We start from the raw sequence: 14990 nt of genomic DNA on the forward strand, positions 1-14990 counted from the left end.
TTTTTATATTGTTCCCATCGCAATCGCGAGGTTTTTGAGGGTTATGGTTCACAAGATTCACATCCCGGTGATGGGCATTTGCTATACGGCGGATACGCCGATTCGTGTAGCGCATTTGGGAATCACGTCCGTGATTTCGCTTGTGGATGATGGCCTCCTTGAAGAATACCGCATGGCTTATGCAGAACGCTTGGGCCTTGACTTGGGCTCTCCGCAGACAACTCGCATTGGCCGCATCCGCTCGTATTTGGACTTTGTTGCAGACGAAGTAGAACGCAAGTTTACGCGTCTTTGTGCGTGCCGTTTTGATGGCGGTAGCGACAAGGACCTTTATTTTCTGATGCTTCCGCTAGATTCCAGGCTCCGCGTGGAATACGATGGCATTTTTGCAAAGACGGGGCTTGCCCGCATTGCAGCCGAGGCGGCCCTCACCGAGAAAATGGAACCGGGCGAAATCCAGGCAAACATCATGGTTGGCCTCAATCACGAAGAGGCTGCTTTTGATGCGGTTCGCGGCTTTGCCGCTTCAAAGGTATCGGGAGCGCTTGTTCTCAGCGCGGGCGTGAACTTGTCCGTTTTTGAAGAAATTGCAAAGTGCAAGGACTTTTACAGGACGGGCAAAAGACCTCCGAAAAAGAAGATTATCCTGAAAGTCTCGGATTACCGCTCGGCGCTCATTCAGGGCCGCTATTTAGCAAAGAAGGGCTTGGAGGTTTACGAATACCGCATTGAATCGGGCGTGAACTGCGGCGGTCATGCGTTCTTTGAGTCCAAGAAGTTATTGCTCGATGTTGTCCGGGAATTTGTCGAAAAGCGCAAAGAACTTTTCGAAACCACGCGCACGATGATTGCGAAGTTCGCTGCTTCTTGTATCGCGGGGGACAATAATGCCAATGCATCTGCGTTGAGTGCTGCAAACGTCCCAGTGCAAGGAATTCTCCCGCCGCCGTTGCCTGCGCGGATTACCGCGCAGGGCGGGCTTTGCGCTCCCGAAGATATTGCTCAAGTCTTGTCGCTCGGGATTGATGGCGTGGGTGTCGGGACTCCGTTTTTGCTTGTACCGCAGGCGACCAGCGTCGATAAGGAAACTCGAAGATTGCTTGCGAGCGCAAAGCCCGAAGATGTTTGCATCAGTCATGCATCACCGCTCGGCATCCCGTTCGTGAATCTGCAAACATCGACGGCGGCAAGAATTTGTGAGCAGAAAATTCAGGAATATTTCGCGCCAGAATCAGAAAAATCTGGAAGCTCTGAACTGAAACCCGGATTCCCGTGCCGTCAGCATTACCTTTGCCAAAATATCCCCGGCTTTGACCATCCCGTTTGCATGGCGTCTCGCGAGTACGTGATGCACCGTCTCGCTGAAATCGACGAGCTTGAACAAGAAGATATTGAATCGTGTAAAATGCAGTCGCACCATGATGATGAAATTCATGAAAGGTCGCGAGAATCTAGTGCCGCTAATGCTTGTGAAAATTCAATGGCGGTAATTCGCAAAAAGTACGACAAGCTCCGCCGCGTCACGCTATCGCGTGAATGCATCTGCCGATTTCTCGGAAATGCTGGCCGTGAAGAAATCCGCGAGAAGAGCCCATCGCTCCATTACCAGCCGGAATGTGTCGCCGTCGCTCGTGGCTCGCAGCATGCTCGCACTCGCGAACCGGTTACCATTTGCCCGAACCCGGACATCGGCTATTTCGACCGCGAATACACGCTTCTAGAAATGATGCAGCACCTTTACGGCACAGGCAAGCGCCTTACGCCCAAAGACAAACCAAGCGCCTTCGAAATCGAAGAACGCTTGCTGAAAAATGCGCTGTTGTAAGAAAAAATTGCTTTAATCAGCGAAACCGATTCTTGCCTGGAAGTGGCATTGCGTCATGTCGTCAGCGTTCGTCCCGAAAATATACGCATGGTGGTTCGTGTTCTTGAAACGCACAATGTTCACCTTGCCGCCGAGCGGAATCTGCGAAATGTAATTTATCTGTATTGAACGGATTCTGCGGCTCTTGAGTTCCTGCGGGTCGAGTGAGTTTGTCACCCAGTCCACATAGCGGCAGTGGTTTACGTGCTTGTTCATGTCCAAGTCGCTATACTTTGCGATTTCTGTCGCTACAATTTGCGGGTCGACTTGCGGGTCCAAAATATCCATCATTTCGGGGAGCGCGTTCTTGCCCTGAATGAGCGGAATCGGGTACGGTGCGTTGGCCGGGTTTTCTGCCTTGCCGGTCTTCATGTTCACCAAGAGCCACGAAGAAGTCGCCTGCGCGATGGAATGCCCCTGCGCATCGAGAATGGAATAATCCTTAAGACAAACTTTGTCCTTGATAATGTCCTTTGCCCACGTCGAGATGGAAAGCTTTTCGCCCCAGACCGGGTGGTGCAACAGGCGAATCTTCAGTCGCGTGATGACCGTGGTGTAGCCTGCCTTCATCATCTTCCATATCCCAAAGCCGTTCTGTTCGGCATCGGCGATGGCGGTTTCTTCCATGAACAAGAAGAGATTTGAAAGTTTGAGTCGGCTGTGGTGGTCGCAGTCCGAGAAACGCACTTCAAAATTTTTGGTGGTGACTTCTGGTTCCATGATATTCCTCACGTGGTTATGTGATTTTCGACATGCTTTCGCTGTACCCGAAAAAACACGGTATGATAATAATGTATAATTTTTCTTGTATGAACGACTCTCAATTTCGCCCTAGTTTTAAACAGCTTGACGCTTATCATTCATTTAATGGTTCTATCCGTGTTCCGGGGTCCAAAAGTATTACCAATCGTGTGCTTTTGATTTCGGCCATTGCTAACGGGACAACTCGCTTGCACAACCTGCTGCGTAGCGACGATACCCGCTATATGGGCGAGGCTTTAAAACGTCTTGGCGTGAAGGTTGATTTTTCGGACGATTATACGGATGCTGTTGTTGAAGGCCATGGCAAGCCGTTTGATGCAGGCAATTTCCCGGTGGAGCTTTATCTCGGGAACGCCGGTACGGCGATGCGCTCCTTGACGGCCGCGCTTTCGCTTGGCTGGGGCAAGTTCATTTTGCGCGGTGAAGAACGCATGGGTGAACGCCCGATTCTCGACTTGGTCGATGCGCTCAGTACGCTTGGTGCCGACATCAAGTATCTGGAATCCGAAGGCTACCCGCCGGTCCGCATCAAGGCCGATGGTCTCAAGGGTGGCGATGTGAGCGTTCGCGGTAACATTTCGAGCCAGTACCTCACGGCCCTTTTGATTTGCGCTCCGTACTGCAAGACCCCGCTTCACATCCATGTGGAAGGCAAGCTGATTTCTGCACCGTACATTGAACTCACGCTCGATGTGATGAAGTGCTTTGGCGTGAACGTGCGCCACAACGACCTGACGGACTTCTACGTGCCGCAGGGCGTGTACCAGAGCCCCGGTGACTATTATGTCGAGGGCGATGCAAGCTCTGCCACTTACCCCCTTGCCGCTGCCGCTATTTCTGGTGGTGAAGTGAAGGTCTTGGGAATCAGTGAAGACAGTATCCAGGGCGATATTGCCTTTATCGATGTCCTGAAGCGCATGGGTGTTGATGTTACTCCGAGCGTGGAACCTAGTGGCGAAAAGTGCATTATCTGCAAGGGACCTAAAGACCGCCGTTTGCGTAGCCTTGGCGATTTTAGCGCTGTCGAAATTCCTGATGCCGCCATGACGCTTGCCGTGCTTGCTCTGTTTGCGGATGCTCCGACGACGATTCGCGGCATTGGCAGCTGGCGCGTGAAAGAGACCGACCGCATTGCGGCCATGGTGGCAGAACTCCGCAAAGTGGGTGCGACCGTCTCCTCTGACATGGATTCGATTACGATTGAACCGCCGAAGGAATTGCGACCGGCGACGATTGAAACTTACAATGACCACCGCATGGCGATGTGCTTTAGCCTTGTCTCGCTCGGTGGCGTGCCCATCAAGATTCTCGACCCTGCGTGTGTGAACAAGACTTATCCCCATTTCTTTGAAGATTTCGGAAGACTCGCTCAATGATAAGCCTCGTCTCGAAGATTCTTGCCACAAGTTATGCACGGCTCGCGATCTGCGCTGGCCTCGTGTTTGGCGCTCTTGCTGCCCCCGCTACGGCGGCGACTTCGGCAGATACGCTTTCGATTTGGGTCATGGACAATGGTCTTGGCTCAAAAAATGCGATGAAGCGCCTTGTGAAAAAGTTCTATCGCGAGACGGGAATCCCGGTCAAGCTGACTTCGCTTAGCTGGGGTGAAGCGTTCAGAAAAATCACGTTCACGTTTGCCGATTCAAATGATGTCGCTCCTGACGTGATTCAGCTTGGTTCCACTTGGGTTCCTCATTTTGCATCGACAGGTGCCATCCGCCCTATCGACAACTTGATTTCGAAAATCGATACGGCACGATTCCTGGGCGAGGGCCTCCGCAGCACGCATATTTCAGGAAAGCCCGAGACGTATGCGGTGCCGTGGTTTATTGATGTTCGCGGCTTTTTCGTCAACGAACGCATTTGGCGCGAGCTCGGTTTAGAGGATTCAGATTTTGAGTCGTATGCGCATGTGCTTGGCGTCTTGAAGACTATTGCTAGTTCGGATTTGACGACAGAAGTAGGCGTCAAGGTGACACCGTTTACGCTTCCCGGAAAAGATGACTGGGCGGGTCAGCAGTGCATGGCGCCGTTTGTCTGGAGCCATGGTGGAGATTTCGTAGTGCCCGCAGGCAAGGGTTACCGCAGTGCGCTTTTGGATTCGAACACGCTTGTCGGACTTGCGCTTTACGCCAACATCATGGGCGATGCGCAAATGGCGCCTCTTAGCTTGTACGAGAATTCATCGGACAATGCCGAAGGCTTTGTGCGTTCGGAACGCGTGATCCATTACGGTACTTCTGAACTGATCAAGCAGCTGGAATATCCGGAAGAAGCCGGTGGCCTTGCCAATTCGGCGATTGCAAAGGATGGCATCAAGGTCTTGGATTTACCTGCAGGTCCGCATGGAAGATTCTCGTTCATGGGCGGTAGCCACTTGGCGCTTGGCAACAAGAAGGACACGTCCAAGTATGTGCTTGCCGAACAGTTGCTTGCCTACATGCTCCGCGCCGACAACATCGATGCGTTCTCGCGTCAGGTCGGGTTCTTGCCTGCAGATCGCAGTATTCTCCACATCTGGAATCGCGATTCGCGCTATTCCAAGATTGTCGCTGAACTTGAGCATAGCCGTAGCTTCCCGAATATCCCGGAATGGGGCGAAGTTGAAAAAATTCTGATAGATCTTTCAAATGGCATGGGAGCCATGTTTGTGAGGACGAAGCACAAGAAAAAACGCAGTGCTGCCCTTGCACAGATGGTCTATGACGCCCATACGAAAATCAATGGAATCCTGAATTATCCGGACAGCTCAAACGGCTCGGAAAGAATGCACTGGGCTCAGCACATCTTTTTACAGGAATATAGAGAAATTTATCCAAAAAGCTCTGCCAATATCATTGGACGGAGCGAGTTGCCTGCGGCAGACGAATTTAAAAGCTGGCTTGTATCGTCCAAGTACATGCTCGCTTCTCTTGGCGCAGGATTTTTGGTCATCTGTGTAATTGTGGCTTGCTATAAAAGAAAGAAGAAGTAGTTCTCGCTCATGAATAAGTTGTTTAAAGTCGCCTCATTGTTGCCTTTTTTTGTGGCACCGCTTTTTGCACATGTCAACGTGGCCTCTTACAAGAGCTATGTGGATTCGCTTTTGCCTGGCTCGCGTTTTGGAATGTCGCTTCGCTCTGTGAAAATGGGCAAGGAAATCGGGAATGTGAACGGCAATGAATTGTTCACTCCGGCAAGTACGCTCAAGACTTTGACGACGGCCGCTGCAATTCATTTGTTGCCTTTAGACTATGAGCCGAAAACCGAAATGACGGTGTTTGGCGATATCAACAAAAAGAAGCGTACGCTGACGGGAACGCTTAAAGTCCGTGGCGAAGGCGACCCGAACATCTCGGCGAGATATTACGATGACCCGTTCTACATTTTGAACAACATGGCCGATTCCCTCCGTGCGATGGGCGTTGATACGATTGTAGGTCAAATTGATTTGGATACGAGTTATTATACGGGTCCGTGGAAGGCAGAAAATTGGCGCCGCAATTATTATGATTCCTGGTACGGTGCTGAAATTGGTCCGCTAGGTTTTAACGACAACTGTGTGACCATCCGTTTTTGGCCGGGGTATTTCATTGGCGATACTGCAGTCGTTTCTATACAGCCCGACGTGGGCTATGTCAAGGTTGTAAACAACTTAAAGACTGTCAAGGGAACTAAGAAAAAATGGGTCTATGGAATTGATCCGGACAAGTCTATCATTACGCTTGGCGGGACGATTGGCGAAGATATCGATTCTGCAAGTATGGTGCTCCCCATCCGTAATCCGATTGGATATTTCAGGGCGGCGTTTATGTACGCGCTCAAGGATCGCGGCATCGTCTTTAAGGAAGATGCAACAATTGCTTCCAATACAGAACTGAAAAAGTTCTCGTATTCGGCGGCGCCTCTCTTGAGTATCCTTGACGAAATCAATCAGCGCAGCCAGAACTTCCATGCTGAAACGCTGTTGAGAAATCTCGGGGCGCAAATTGCAGGCGAAGGCAGCGTTGAAGGCGGTCGCAAGGCGGAACGCCGGTTCCTCCAGGATATGGGACTGAAAGCATCTGATTTTGAAGTGTTCGATGGCAGTGGACTTTCTCCTGAAAACAAGGTGAAACCTTCAACAGTCGCGAGATTGCTGGCGAAGATGGCTCGCCACCCGAAGGGTGCCTACTATATCAATAGTTTTGCAAGTCCGGGCGTGGGCTCCGGTGCAAAGCGAATGATCGATTTTGAAGCCCCGTGGCTTACACGATTCAAGACGGGCTACATTGCGGAAGTCCACGGCTTGGTCGGTTATATTTACACGGTGGATGGCGATACGCTGACGGCGGCCATGTACTTGAACGGCACCAATACCAATCCGGATTACAAGAGCAAGGATGTTCTCGATACGCTTTGGATGCGCCTTATCAGCTACACCAACAATAATTACAAGTCGCTTTTGCAAATGAAGACTTTGTGGCTTGATGCCCAGGGCGTTAGCGGGCTCAACAAGCGCCTGGATTATTTCTCGAAGCGCTTGATTGGAACTCCCTATAAGCTTGGCCCGATGGGCGAAGGCCATTTGGATACGGTTGAAGATAAGCCGCTAGTTTATCTGGACTCAGTTGATTGTGTGACGTACTTGGAACATGTCGTTGCCCTTGCGATGGCTAAGAGCGAAAAGTCTCTGTATCGCCAGTTGCAGCGCCTCCGTTATAAAGGCGGCAAGGTGAGTTTCCTCAACCGTAAGCATTACCTGCTTGACGACTGGGTGGGCGAAGGCAAGTATGCAAAAGTCATCCCGATGGAAAACGAAGTTTCTGTGGAACGCACGATGCCCAAGAGGGAATTCTTCACTAACCACAACGTGAAATACACGGGCAAGGATACGCCTGTCAATGTGCGCTATATGCCTTTGGACAAGGCGATTGAAATGGCAAAGAAAACGTACAAGGGCGCCATGAAGGTTCTTGGCGTAGGCATTGTCGGGAGTTCTGACAAGATTGACCTCACGCATACGGGATTTGTGATTTTCTATCCGGGACAAAAGCCGATACTGCGCCACGCTTCATCGCAAAAGAAGCAAGTCGTAGAAGTCCCGCTCGCCGAATACCTGCAGACCCGCAAAGTCCCCGGCGTCACGTTCTTTAAGTTTATTCAGCACTAGCTGTTAGTCAATAGTAGATTGCCCTTTGTCATGCCGGATTTTATTTTCTTTGACCACTTAATACTTTAGTATTTATGTGGTCATGATCCGCGGATGGGGACGGCATCTCCTTTATCTTTGCTTTTATACATGCAGTCATCTACTTGGACGATGCGTCTTGAAGTTGTAAGGAATTTTATATAAATTCATCTTTGAAAATTTAAACATAGGAGAATCTCTTATGGAAAAGAAAGTGAAAACGTTTGGATTTGAAAAAATGCTCGCCGTTTTGGTGGTTGCCTTTGCATGCGAGTGCATGTGGGGGTGTTCGGACGATGTGACGTTTGAATGGGAAAGAACTCGGCGAAATGCTAAGGTTATCGGCTTTGTCGATGACTCGTTGGTGATGGTGGGCGATTATCGTTTTTGGCTAGAATCGAAAGAGACGTGGAATGGGGGGCGCTATGACGATGAAGATGCCGGAAATCCTCGTTTGTGCGTTTATAATTATCGTGTGCAGGAAGATGGCCCTCGGTGGTGTGATTCTGTATCGGAGTTGCATTCGTCAAGTTGGTTCTATGGGCAGTTGACGGATTCTGTAGTTTGGGGAAGTGGCTTGCCCAATTCTATTAAGTTATGGAAAATAGGAGAGAAACCACATGAATTGAAATTGAATCCTGAATTTGAAGGATGTAGTAAAAAAGTTGATGCAAGGCGTATACATGAATGGGTTGATGGCAAGTTTATTGTTTTGGGGACTGCATCTGTAAACGGAAAAACTTTAGAAAATGCTTTTTTTGCGCCAGAATATGGTGATGAATATTGTCAATATGCCGTTTTGGATACTTTGAAAAGAATTGTTACTTATAAACGGCTGGAAAAGGATTTGGAATGGATTAGGAAATGTGATGATTTAAAAGCGATAGGTGAAGATGTGTATTGTTTGTTTTTGGATAAACGTTTGTTTAATGTGTATGTTGCTGTAAATTCAGAAATTAAGGATAGCTTGATGAAAGAAACATTTAAGTTGAATAGATTTGCGAATGTGGCCTTTATTGGGAGTTACATGAATATATATCAAAGTCTTTGTGCTTTTGGAAATGGCTGGCATAAATGGATAACGAATTTTAATTCGCAAGGTATTTCGTTTGGTGATGGAAATGGGGATTACATAACCTATGAATAGAGTGATTGTGGAAAAATTACTTGTTTTTGTGATGGTTTTTACCATTAGTTGTTTCGCTGTTTCCAAACCGATGGAGTCTGTAGAAAACTACAATATCCTAATGGTTCATGGTGCATATGGCTGGAATGAAGGATTTATTTGGCCTCATATGCCAAAAAGTTATTGGGAAGATGATTATGGAATGGAAGATCTGTGGTTCCAAGATCATGTTGAGTATGGGACGATTATTGGAGAGGATACGATTTTTGCTAATCCGAAATTATCCGATGTTATTAAAAAACTGGATGAAGAACTTCCTTCAGCCTACGATGATACTGTTTATTTAGGGAAGGCAAATCTTGGTCGTTATGATAGTGAAGATCGACTTACCTATTGGTTGAACAAGAATATTTTCGAAGACGATTCATCTAGGAAACCTCGAGATTCGTATATCTACCATTGGCGTTCTTTTTCGAATCCGGCGAATAGTTCCAGCAATAATGCTCATGAATTAGGTGATAGAAAATGGAATCAGGGAAATTTGTCTTTTGGAAATGGCGGATTTGGTCATCGTCGAACTTTGATGGAAGAAGCTCAAGAAGTGAAAGCATGGGGTGTGAGTGAAATTCAGAATGAAATTGCCCATACCTCAAAGGAGCTTTAGCTCCGAGCTCATACCCCAAAAACCGCTACAACAGCGAATCTAGCGCGACGATGGCCACAAGGCTGTAGTCGCCTTTTTTGTCTTCTGGCGCGGAGGCTTCGTCAAAGGCGTTGTTTTCGAAAATCGTCCAGGCGTCGGGTTCCCACCCGTAGGCATTCATCGTGAGCTCGTTGCCCATCGCAATTTCGGCGGCTTCGACCTCTTCCCACTTGATGTTCCCGGCGGGCGCCTTGTAGTAGCGCAACATGCCGATTGCGTCCATCATTTCGGGATAGTTGTCCACAAACTCGTAAACGCAGTCCTTGTAGCTCTTGCCGCTTACGCGCACGACTTCGAACGTTCTGTTGTCCTGAAGGAACTTGGAAAGGTCGCCGTGGTGCATCTCGATTTTGGCATTCTTGCCAAAGAACGTAGTGAGTTCGCGAAAAACTTCGGAATCTTCTTCGAGAAGCGGCGCGAGCCTCTTGATTTGCGATGTAATTTCTTCTGGCATGGCCTAAAGATAAGAAATTTGTATTTTACGGGAGCGCGCAAAAATGAAACGCCTTGATTTGACCTCGTTTTTAGGGGTAAATTGTGAGTTAATTTTGGGCGTAAAGTTCGCTTTTTATGGTAGCTCTTACTATCTTTATGGCGAAAAAGGGCTCCAGGGAAGTACCTTGGGGAAACCGTTTCGGTTGTCAAAGAAATAAAACGAAGGATTTATGGCAAATCGTGTTGTTATCGGCTCCCAGTGGGGCGACGAAGGAAAAGCCAAGGTTGTAGATTTCTTAACGCTCGATGCAGACTATATCGTGCGTTTCCAGGGCGGCGCTAACGCCGGTCACACTGTGGAAGTTGGCGACAAGAAGTTCGTCTTCCACCTTATTCCCTCGGGCATTATGCACCCGGACAAGATTTGCGTCATCGGTAACGGTGTCGTGCTCGACCCGATCCAGACTCTGAACGAAATTGCTGACCTTCACACGAAGGGCATCAACCCGGAAGGCCGTCTGTTCATCGCTAACAACGCACACGTCGTGCTCCCGTACCACTCCACCTTGGACCGCGCCAAGGAAAAGAAGGCCGGCAAGGCCGCTATCGGTACTACGGGTCGCGGTATCGGTCCGTGCTATAGCGACAAGGTGAACCGCATCGGTGTCCGCGTGGGTGACCTCATGGACGAACGCGAACTCCGTCCGCGCGTTGAAGCCATGGCCAAGGTCCACAACGAAGAATTTAAGGTGATGTACGATGTTCCGGAAATTGATCCGGAAGTGGTCATCAAGGACTATCTTGAACTCGGCCAGAAGATCAAGCCGTTCGTTGCTGACGTGAGCGAAATGCTCTACAAGGCAGTGAAGGAAGGCAAGCGCCTCGTGTTCGAAGGTGCTCAGGGTACTATCCTTGACGTCGACCAGGGTACCTACCCGTTCGTGACCTCCAGCAACACGGTTGCCGGTTACGCAAGCTGCGGCGCAGGCATTGGCCCCACGGCTATCGACCAGGTTGTCGGTGTCGTCAAGGCTTACACGACCCGCGTGGGTAACGGTCCGTTCCCGACCGAACTTTTGGACGAAACGGGCGACACGCTCCGCAAGATCGGTAACGAATATGGTGCAACGACCGGTCGTAACCGCCGCTGCGGTTGGTTCGACGCTCCGGTGGTCCGCAAGGCTGCCGTGGTGAATGGCCTCACGCACCTCGCCATCACGAAGCTCGACGTGCTCGACACGTTCGATACCATCAAGATTTGCACTCACTACGAATGCGATGGTGAAAAGATTGAAAACTTCCCGAACCAGCTTTCCAAGGTCGGACGTTGCGTGCCGGTTTACGAAGAAATGCCGGGTTGGAAGTGCGATACGACCAAGTGCCGTAAGCTTGAAGAATTGCCGGCTAACGCTCGCAAGTACCTCGAACGCATGGCTGAACTTGTCGGCGTGAAGATCGGTATGATTTCTATCGGCGCTAAGCGCGATCAGAGCATCGTCGTTGATCTCGACTAATTAAAAAAGGGGAAAATAAAATGGATACATCCACAGTTGATTTGTTGAAGGGCGTCGAGCTCTTCTCTGAGTTGAACGAAGAACAGTTGGGGATGATTGCCAATCTGGTAATCGTCAAGAACTACAATCGTGATGAGACTGTGGTCCTGGAAGGGGACGATTCGGTACAAGCTCTGTACCTGATCGCCATGGGGTCCGTGCAGGTCTACATGACCGGCATTGATGGCCGCGAAACCATTTTGTCTTTCCTTGAACGCGGGGACTTTTTCGGGGAAATGTCGCTCATTGACGGCGAACCCCGGTCTGCCTCCGTCCGTACGGTGACTGATGCGAAGTTGCTCGTCATCCACCGTGAATCGTTCCTCAGCCTCATCCGCAAGACTCCAGAAATCGCCATGGCTCTCATGAGCGAGCTCTGCAAGAGACTGCGCAAGGCGAACAAGCAGATTGGCTCCTTGTCGACAATGTCTGTGTCTGGCCGTGTGGCGGGAACGCTTTTGAATTTGATGCAGGAACGTGGTGTCCGCATCCATACGGACAACGGAAACATGGTAACAGTTATCCACAATCGTCCGACGCAACAGCAACTTGCCGACATGTCCGGTACGACCCGCGAAACAGTAAGCCGTATTTGCTCTTTGCTGGTGAAGACAAATGCAATTGCGATGACCGGCAAGGATATCGTCATCTTTGACGAAGACATGCTTCAAGAAAAAGCTACCAAGGGCTAAGCCCAAGAATTTGTTATGAATAAAATAAAGTCGCTTTGGAACAAGGTTAGACATACCGCCATTTTCAAGGCTTTCGTCATTTGGATTGTTGTTGTCATTGTGCTTGTCTTCATGGTCGATAAGCTTTTGATGCCTGCATTTGCAGGGGCGTTTGCCAGTACGGGCAAGGTGCCGAATCTCGAAGGGCTTTCGGAAAAGGCCGCTGAAACGGCTTTGACCGAGGCGGGCTTCAAGTTTGAATGGGTGAAGGAAGGCCGTTACAGCTCGCAGGTGCCGGCTGGCATGGTGCTTGTGCAGATGCCCAAAGCTGGCCGCACGGCAAAGATTGGCCGTACGGTAAGGCTCACGAAGAGCCTCGGGCTGCGTAAGGTGATTATTCCTGATTTGCGCGGCAAGAGCCAGAAGCAGGCGGATATCTCGCTTGTCCGAGCAGGCCTTGTCAACGGCGGTACAATCCAGGGCGCTCACCAGAGCATCCCGCGTGGTGCAGTTATCCGTACCATCCCGCTTGCAGGCGATACCGTTCGCGTGGGCGATACGGTGAAGGTCGTGATTTCTGCAGGCGCTACGACCGGTAGAGTTTTGCTCCCCAATTTTGAAGGAATCCTGATGGACGAAGTTTATCCGCAGATGGATAGGCTTGGTTTCAAGGTGGGTTCTGTGAAACGCCAAAAGAGTGAAGACGGCGCTCGCCCAGGTTCTGTGATCGAAACTTCTCCGAAGTACGGTGACTATCTCAAGCCGGGCGCACGCGTGAACTTTATTATTGCGGACTAGGGGTTGTATAAATGCGTCGTGTCTTTTTTACATGGGTGCTTTCTTTGGGTATGGCGGCTTTGTGCGCCTGTAGTTCTGCACCTTCAAAAAAGACCGATGTTGAAGCCCCTGTGCTGACTGCCGCCGATTCAGCCGTCATCAAGAAGGCTGTTGAAGCTAAAGCTGAAAAGCCCAAGGTCGAAGTGGACCTTGAGGCGGCTCACGAATTTTTCTTCCTTGCCAAAAATATGGAAATGCGTGGCGACCAGCGCCAAGCGGATTTCTTTTGGAAGCAGGCTTACAAGGCTGATCCGACAAGCCGTTATTTGGGCTTTGGTGTGGCCGAACGCTTGGTGGCCGCAGGCGAGGATTCTCTTGCTCTTGTTGAAGCGAAAAAGGCCTCTCAGCTTAAGGGCAAGCGCACCGCAGCTCAGTATGCCTTGCTTGCTCGCCTTTACGTGAAGGCGGGTGAAGTTGATTCTTGCCGCAAGTACTTTGTGCTTGGGCTTGATTCCTCGCGCTACCAGGACATGGGCCTTCTTTACGATTACAGTCTGTTCCTTGAAATGGTCCGCGACGAAAAGGAACTTGTCCGAGTCTACGACCTGCTTTTGCCGAAGGTCAATTACCTTTCTACGTTGTTCCAGCGCCAGCTTTCGCTCCTTTTGGATATGGGCCGCGATTCTGCAGTCGTTGAACTTTTTGGCAAGGCGCACGAGGCGACTGGCGACAAGCAGATGCTTTTGCAGAAGGTGCGTGGTCTCATGGCGATGAAGCGCTTCAAGGAAGCGGTCGCCGTTGTCGATACGCTCACGAGTGCAAAGCCCGAAGACGAAGAAATGACCATCATGGTGCTCCCGTCGATGGCGGGCGATAGCGCTTATGCCTTTGCACGGAAGAAGTATTACGAAGACGGAGTCCGGACACCTGCGGTGCTCTGCTTTATCGGGCAGTATGAATATGATGTGGGCATGATGGATAGTGCGAAAGTCCACTTGCTCGCCTCTGTCGACAAGTTGCAGGGACAGCCGAAATATGCGAACCGTGCATACCTTGGTCTCGTGAACATATTCGCGAGCGAACAGAACCTTGCACAGGCCATTAAGTATGCTGAAAAGTCCGATTCCGTATCGAACGGCGATACGCGTATGCTGCTTGCTTCTGTATATGCGCTTGCCGACAAGTACGACAAGGCGTTCCCCCTGCTTGATTCTCTCATGAAGTTCTGGGAAAACTGGAAACCGCTTCCGGGTGTTGTGGATTCCACGAATCTCGTGCAGATGAAGAACGAAGCGCAGATCAAGTATTTGCAGGTACTCGATATTTATTCAAGAGCGCTCATCGGTGAAGCTCTGGATCTTGAAAAGGACTTGAAGGCAGATTCTGCAAAGAAGGCTCGTGCATTGGACAATCGCACCCGTGCCGAAAATATGCTTGAAACGTTTTTCGCAAAAGATTCCTCGTACAACCGCGTTCGCCTCTCGATGGCGATGAACCTGGAACGCCTCAAGCGCTACGACGAATCGTTCCGCCAGTTTGAATACCTGATCAAGCTTACGGACTTTAGCCCGCATGAAAGGGCTTCGACACTCAACTATTACGGCTATTCCCTCATTGAACTGAACCGTTCGACTGCCGAAGTGGAAAAGGGCTACAAGCTTGTGCTCGAAGCGCTTGCCATTGAAAAGGATGGCGAGGCCAAGGATGCTTATTTGGATTCCAAGGCTTGGGGGCTGTATCGTTTGGGCCGTTTTGACGAAGCTTATCAGGCTATGCAGCTGATTGACAGCAAGAAGATGAGCCGGGACGATGTTTTCTGGGAACACATGGGCGCCATTCAGGAAGCCCTTGGCTTGAAAAAGGATGCCCGCAAGTCTTACAACAAGTTGAAGAAGCTCAATCCCAAGCACCCTGCTGTGCTGAAGTTCTTTGGCAAAAAGAAGTAGGTTT

General features: G+C 50.0%; 12 protein-coding genes. 10 read left to right on the forward strand and 2 right to left on the reverse strand.

The features are described 5' to 3' along the window. The first annotated feature begins 43 nt into the window (after nucleotides 1–43). Nucleotides 44–1825 carry a beta/alpha barrel domain-containing protein gene (locus tag FSU_RS10030; protein ID WP_015732062.1) on the forward strand — a complete coding sequence of 594 codons (1782 nt, stop codon included), beginning with the start codon at nucleotides 44–46 and terminating at the stop codon, nucleotides 1823–1825. 12 nt (nucleotides 1826–1837) lie between these two features. On the opposite strand, the gene FSU_RS10035 is transcribed toward FSU_RS10030, so the two are convergent. Then, nucleotides 1838–2584, reverse strand: a complete 747-nt coding sequence (locus FSU_RS10035) for an acyl-[acyl-carrier-protein] thioesterase (protein WP_014546297.1) — start codon at nucleotides 2582–2584, stop codon at nucleotides 1838–1840. Between the two features lie 89 nt (nucleotides 2585–2673). On the opposite strand from FSU_RS10035, the gene aroA reads away from it, so the two are divergent. From aroA to FSU_RS10060, 5 genes are all read left to right on the forward strand, one after another. Further along, the gene (gene aroA, locus FSU_RS10040) at nucleotides 2674–4002 is read left to right on the forward strand and encodes a 3-phosphoshikimate 1-carboxyvinyltransferase (protein WP_014546298.1); all 1329 of its coding nucleotides are present in this window, start codon (nucleotides 2674–2676) and stop codon (nucleotides 4000–4002) included. Further along, complete coding sequence (locus tag FSU_RS10045; RefSeq protein WP_014546299.1) at nucleotides 3999–5600, forward strand: extracellular solute-binding protein; 1602 nt, start codon at nucleotides 3999–4001, stop codon at nucleotides 5598–5600. The genes aroA and FSU_RS10045 overlap by 4 nt, the downstream gene beginning before the upstream one ends. Before the next feature lie 9 nt (nucleotides 5601–5609). Beyond that, nucleotides 5610–7757, forward strand: a complete 2148-nt coding sequence (gene dacB, locus FSU_RS10050; protein ID WP_014546300.1) for a D-alanyl-D-alanine carboxypeptidase/D-alanyl-D-alanine endopeptidase — start codon at nucleotides 5610–5612, stop codon at nucleotides 7755–7757. A 220-nt stretch (nucleotides 7758–7977) separates the two neighbouring features. Continuing rightward, a complete protein-coding gene (locus FSU_RS10055) occupies nucleotides 7978–8922 on the forward strand; it encodes a hypothetical protein (protein ID WP_014546301.1) in 945 nt (314 codons plus the stop codon). Beyond that, a complete protein-coding gene (locus FSU_RS10060) occupies nucleotides 8915–9565 on the forward strand; it encodes a hypothetical protein (RefSeq protein ID WP_014546302.1) in 651 nt (216 codons plus the stop codon). The genes FSU_RS10055 and FSU_RS10060 overlap by 8 nt, the downstream gene beginning before the upstream one ends. Before the next feature lie 25 nt (nucleotides 9566–9590). On the opposite strand, the gene FSU_RS10065 is transcribed toward FSU_RS10060, so the two are convergent. Continuing rightward, nucleotides 9591–10058 (reverse strand): hypothetical protein, encoded by a 468-nt coding sequence (locus tag FSU_RS10065; RefSeq protein WP_015732063.1) that lies wholly within the window; start codon nucleotides 10056–10058, stop codon nucleotides 9591–9593. A 211-nt stretch (nucleotides 10059–10269) separates the two neighbouring features. Between FSU_RS10065 and FSU_RS10070 the strand changes: the two genes are divergently transcribed. From FSU_RS10070 to FSU_RS10085, 4 genes are read left to right on the forward strand one after another with little or no spacing between them, the layout of a single operon-like run. Further along, on the forward strand, nucleotides 10270–11553 hold the full coding sequence (locus tag FSU_RS10070) for an adenylosuccinate synthase (protein ID WP_014546303.1): 1284 nt from the start codon (nucleotides 10270–10272) through the stop codon (nucleotides 11551–11553). Nucleotides 11554–11573: 20 nt separating this feature from the next. After that, nucleotides 11574–12284, forward strand: coding sequence for a Crp/Fnr family transcriptional regulator (locus FSU_RS10075; protein ID WP_014546304.1), 711 nt, complete (start codon nucleotides 11574–11576; stop codon nucleotides 12282–12284). Nucleotides 12285–12299: 15 nt separating this feature from the next. Continuing rightward, nucleotides 12300–13061 carry a PASTA domain-containing protein gene (locus tag FSU_RS10080; protein WP_015732065.1) on the forward strand — a complete coding sequence of 254 codons (762 nt, stop codon included), beginning with the start codon at nucleotides 12300–12302 and terminating at the stop codon, nucleotides 13059–13061. An 11-nt stretch (nucleotides 13062–13072) separates the two neighbouring features. Further along, the gene (locus tag FSU_RS10085; protein ID WP_014546305.1) at nucleotides 13073–14986 is read left to right on the forward strand and encodes a tetratricopeptide repeat protein; all 1914 of its coding nucleotides are present in this window, start codon (nucleotides 13073–13075) and stop codon (nucleotides 14984–14986) included. The last annotated feature ends 4 nt before the right edge of the window (nucleotides 14987–14990 follow it).

The organism is Fibrobacter succinogenes subsp. succinogenes S85 (genome assembly GCF_000146505.1).
In the GTDB taxonomy this organism is placed as follows: Bacteria; Fibrobacterota; Fibrobacteria; order Fibrobacterales; family Fibrobacteraceae; genus Fibrobacter; species Fibrobacter succinogenes.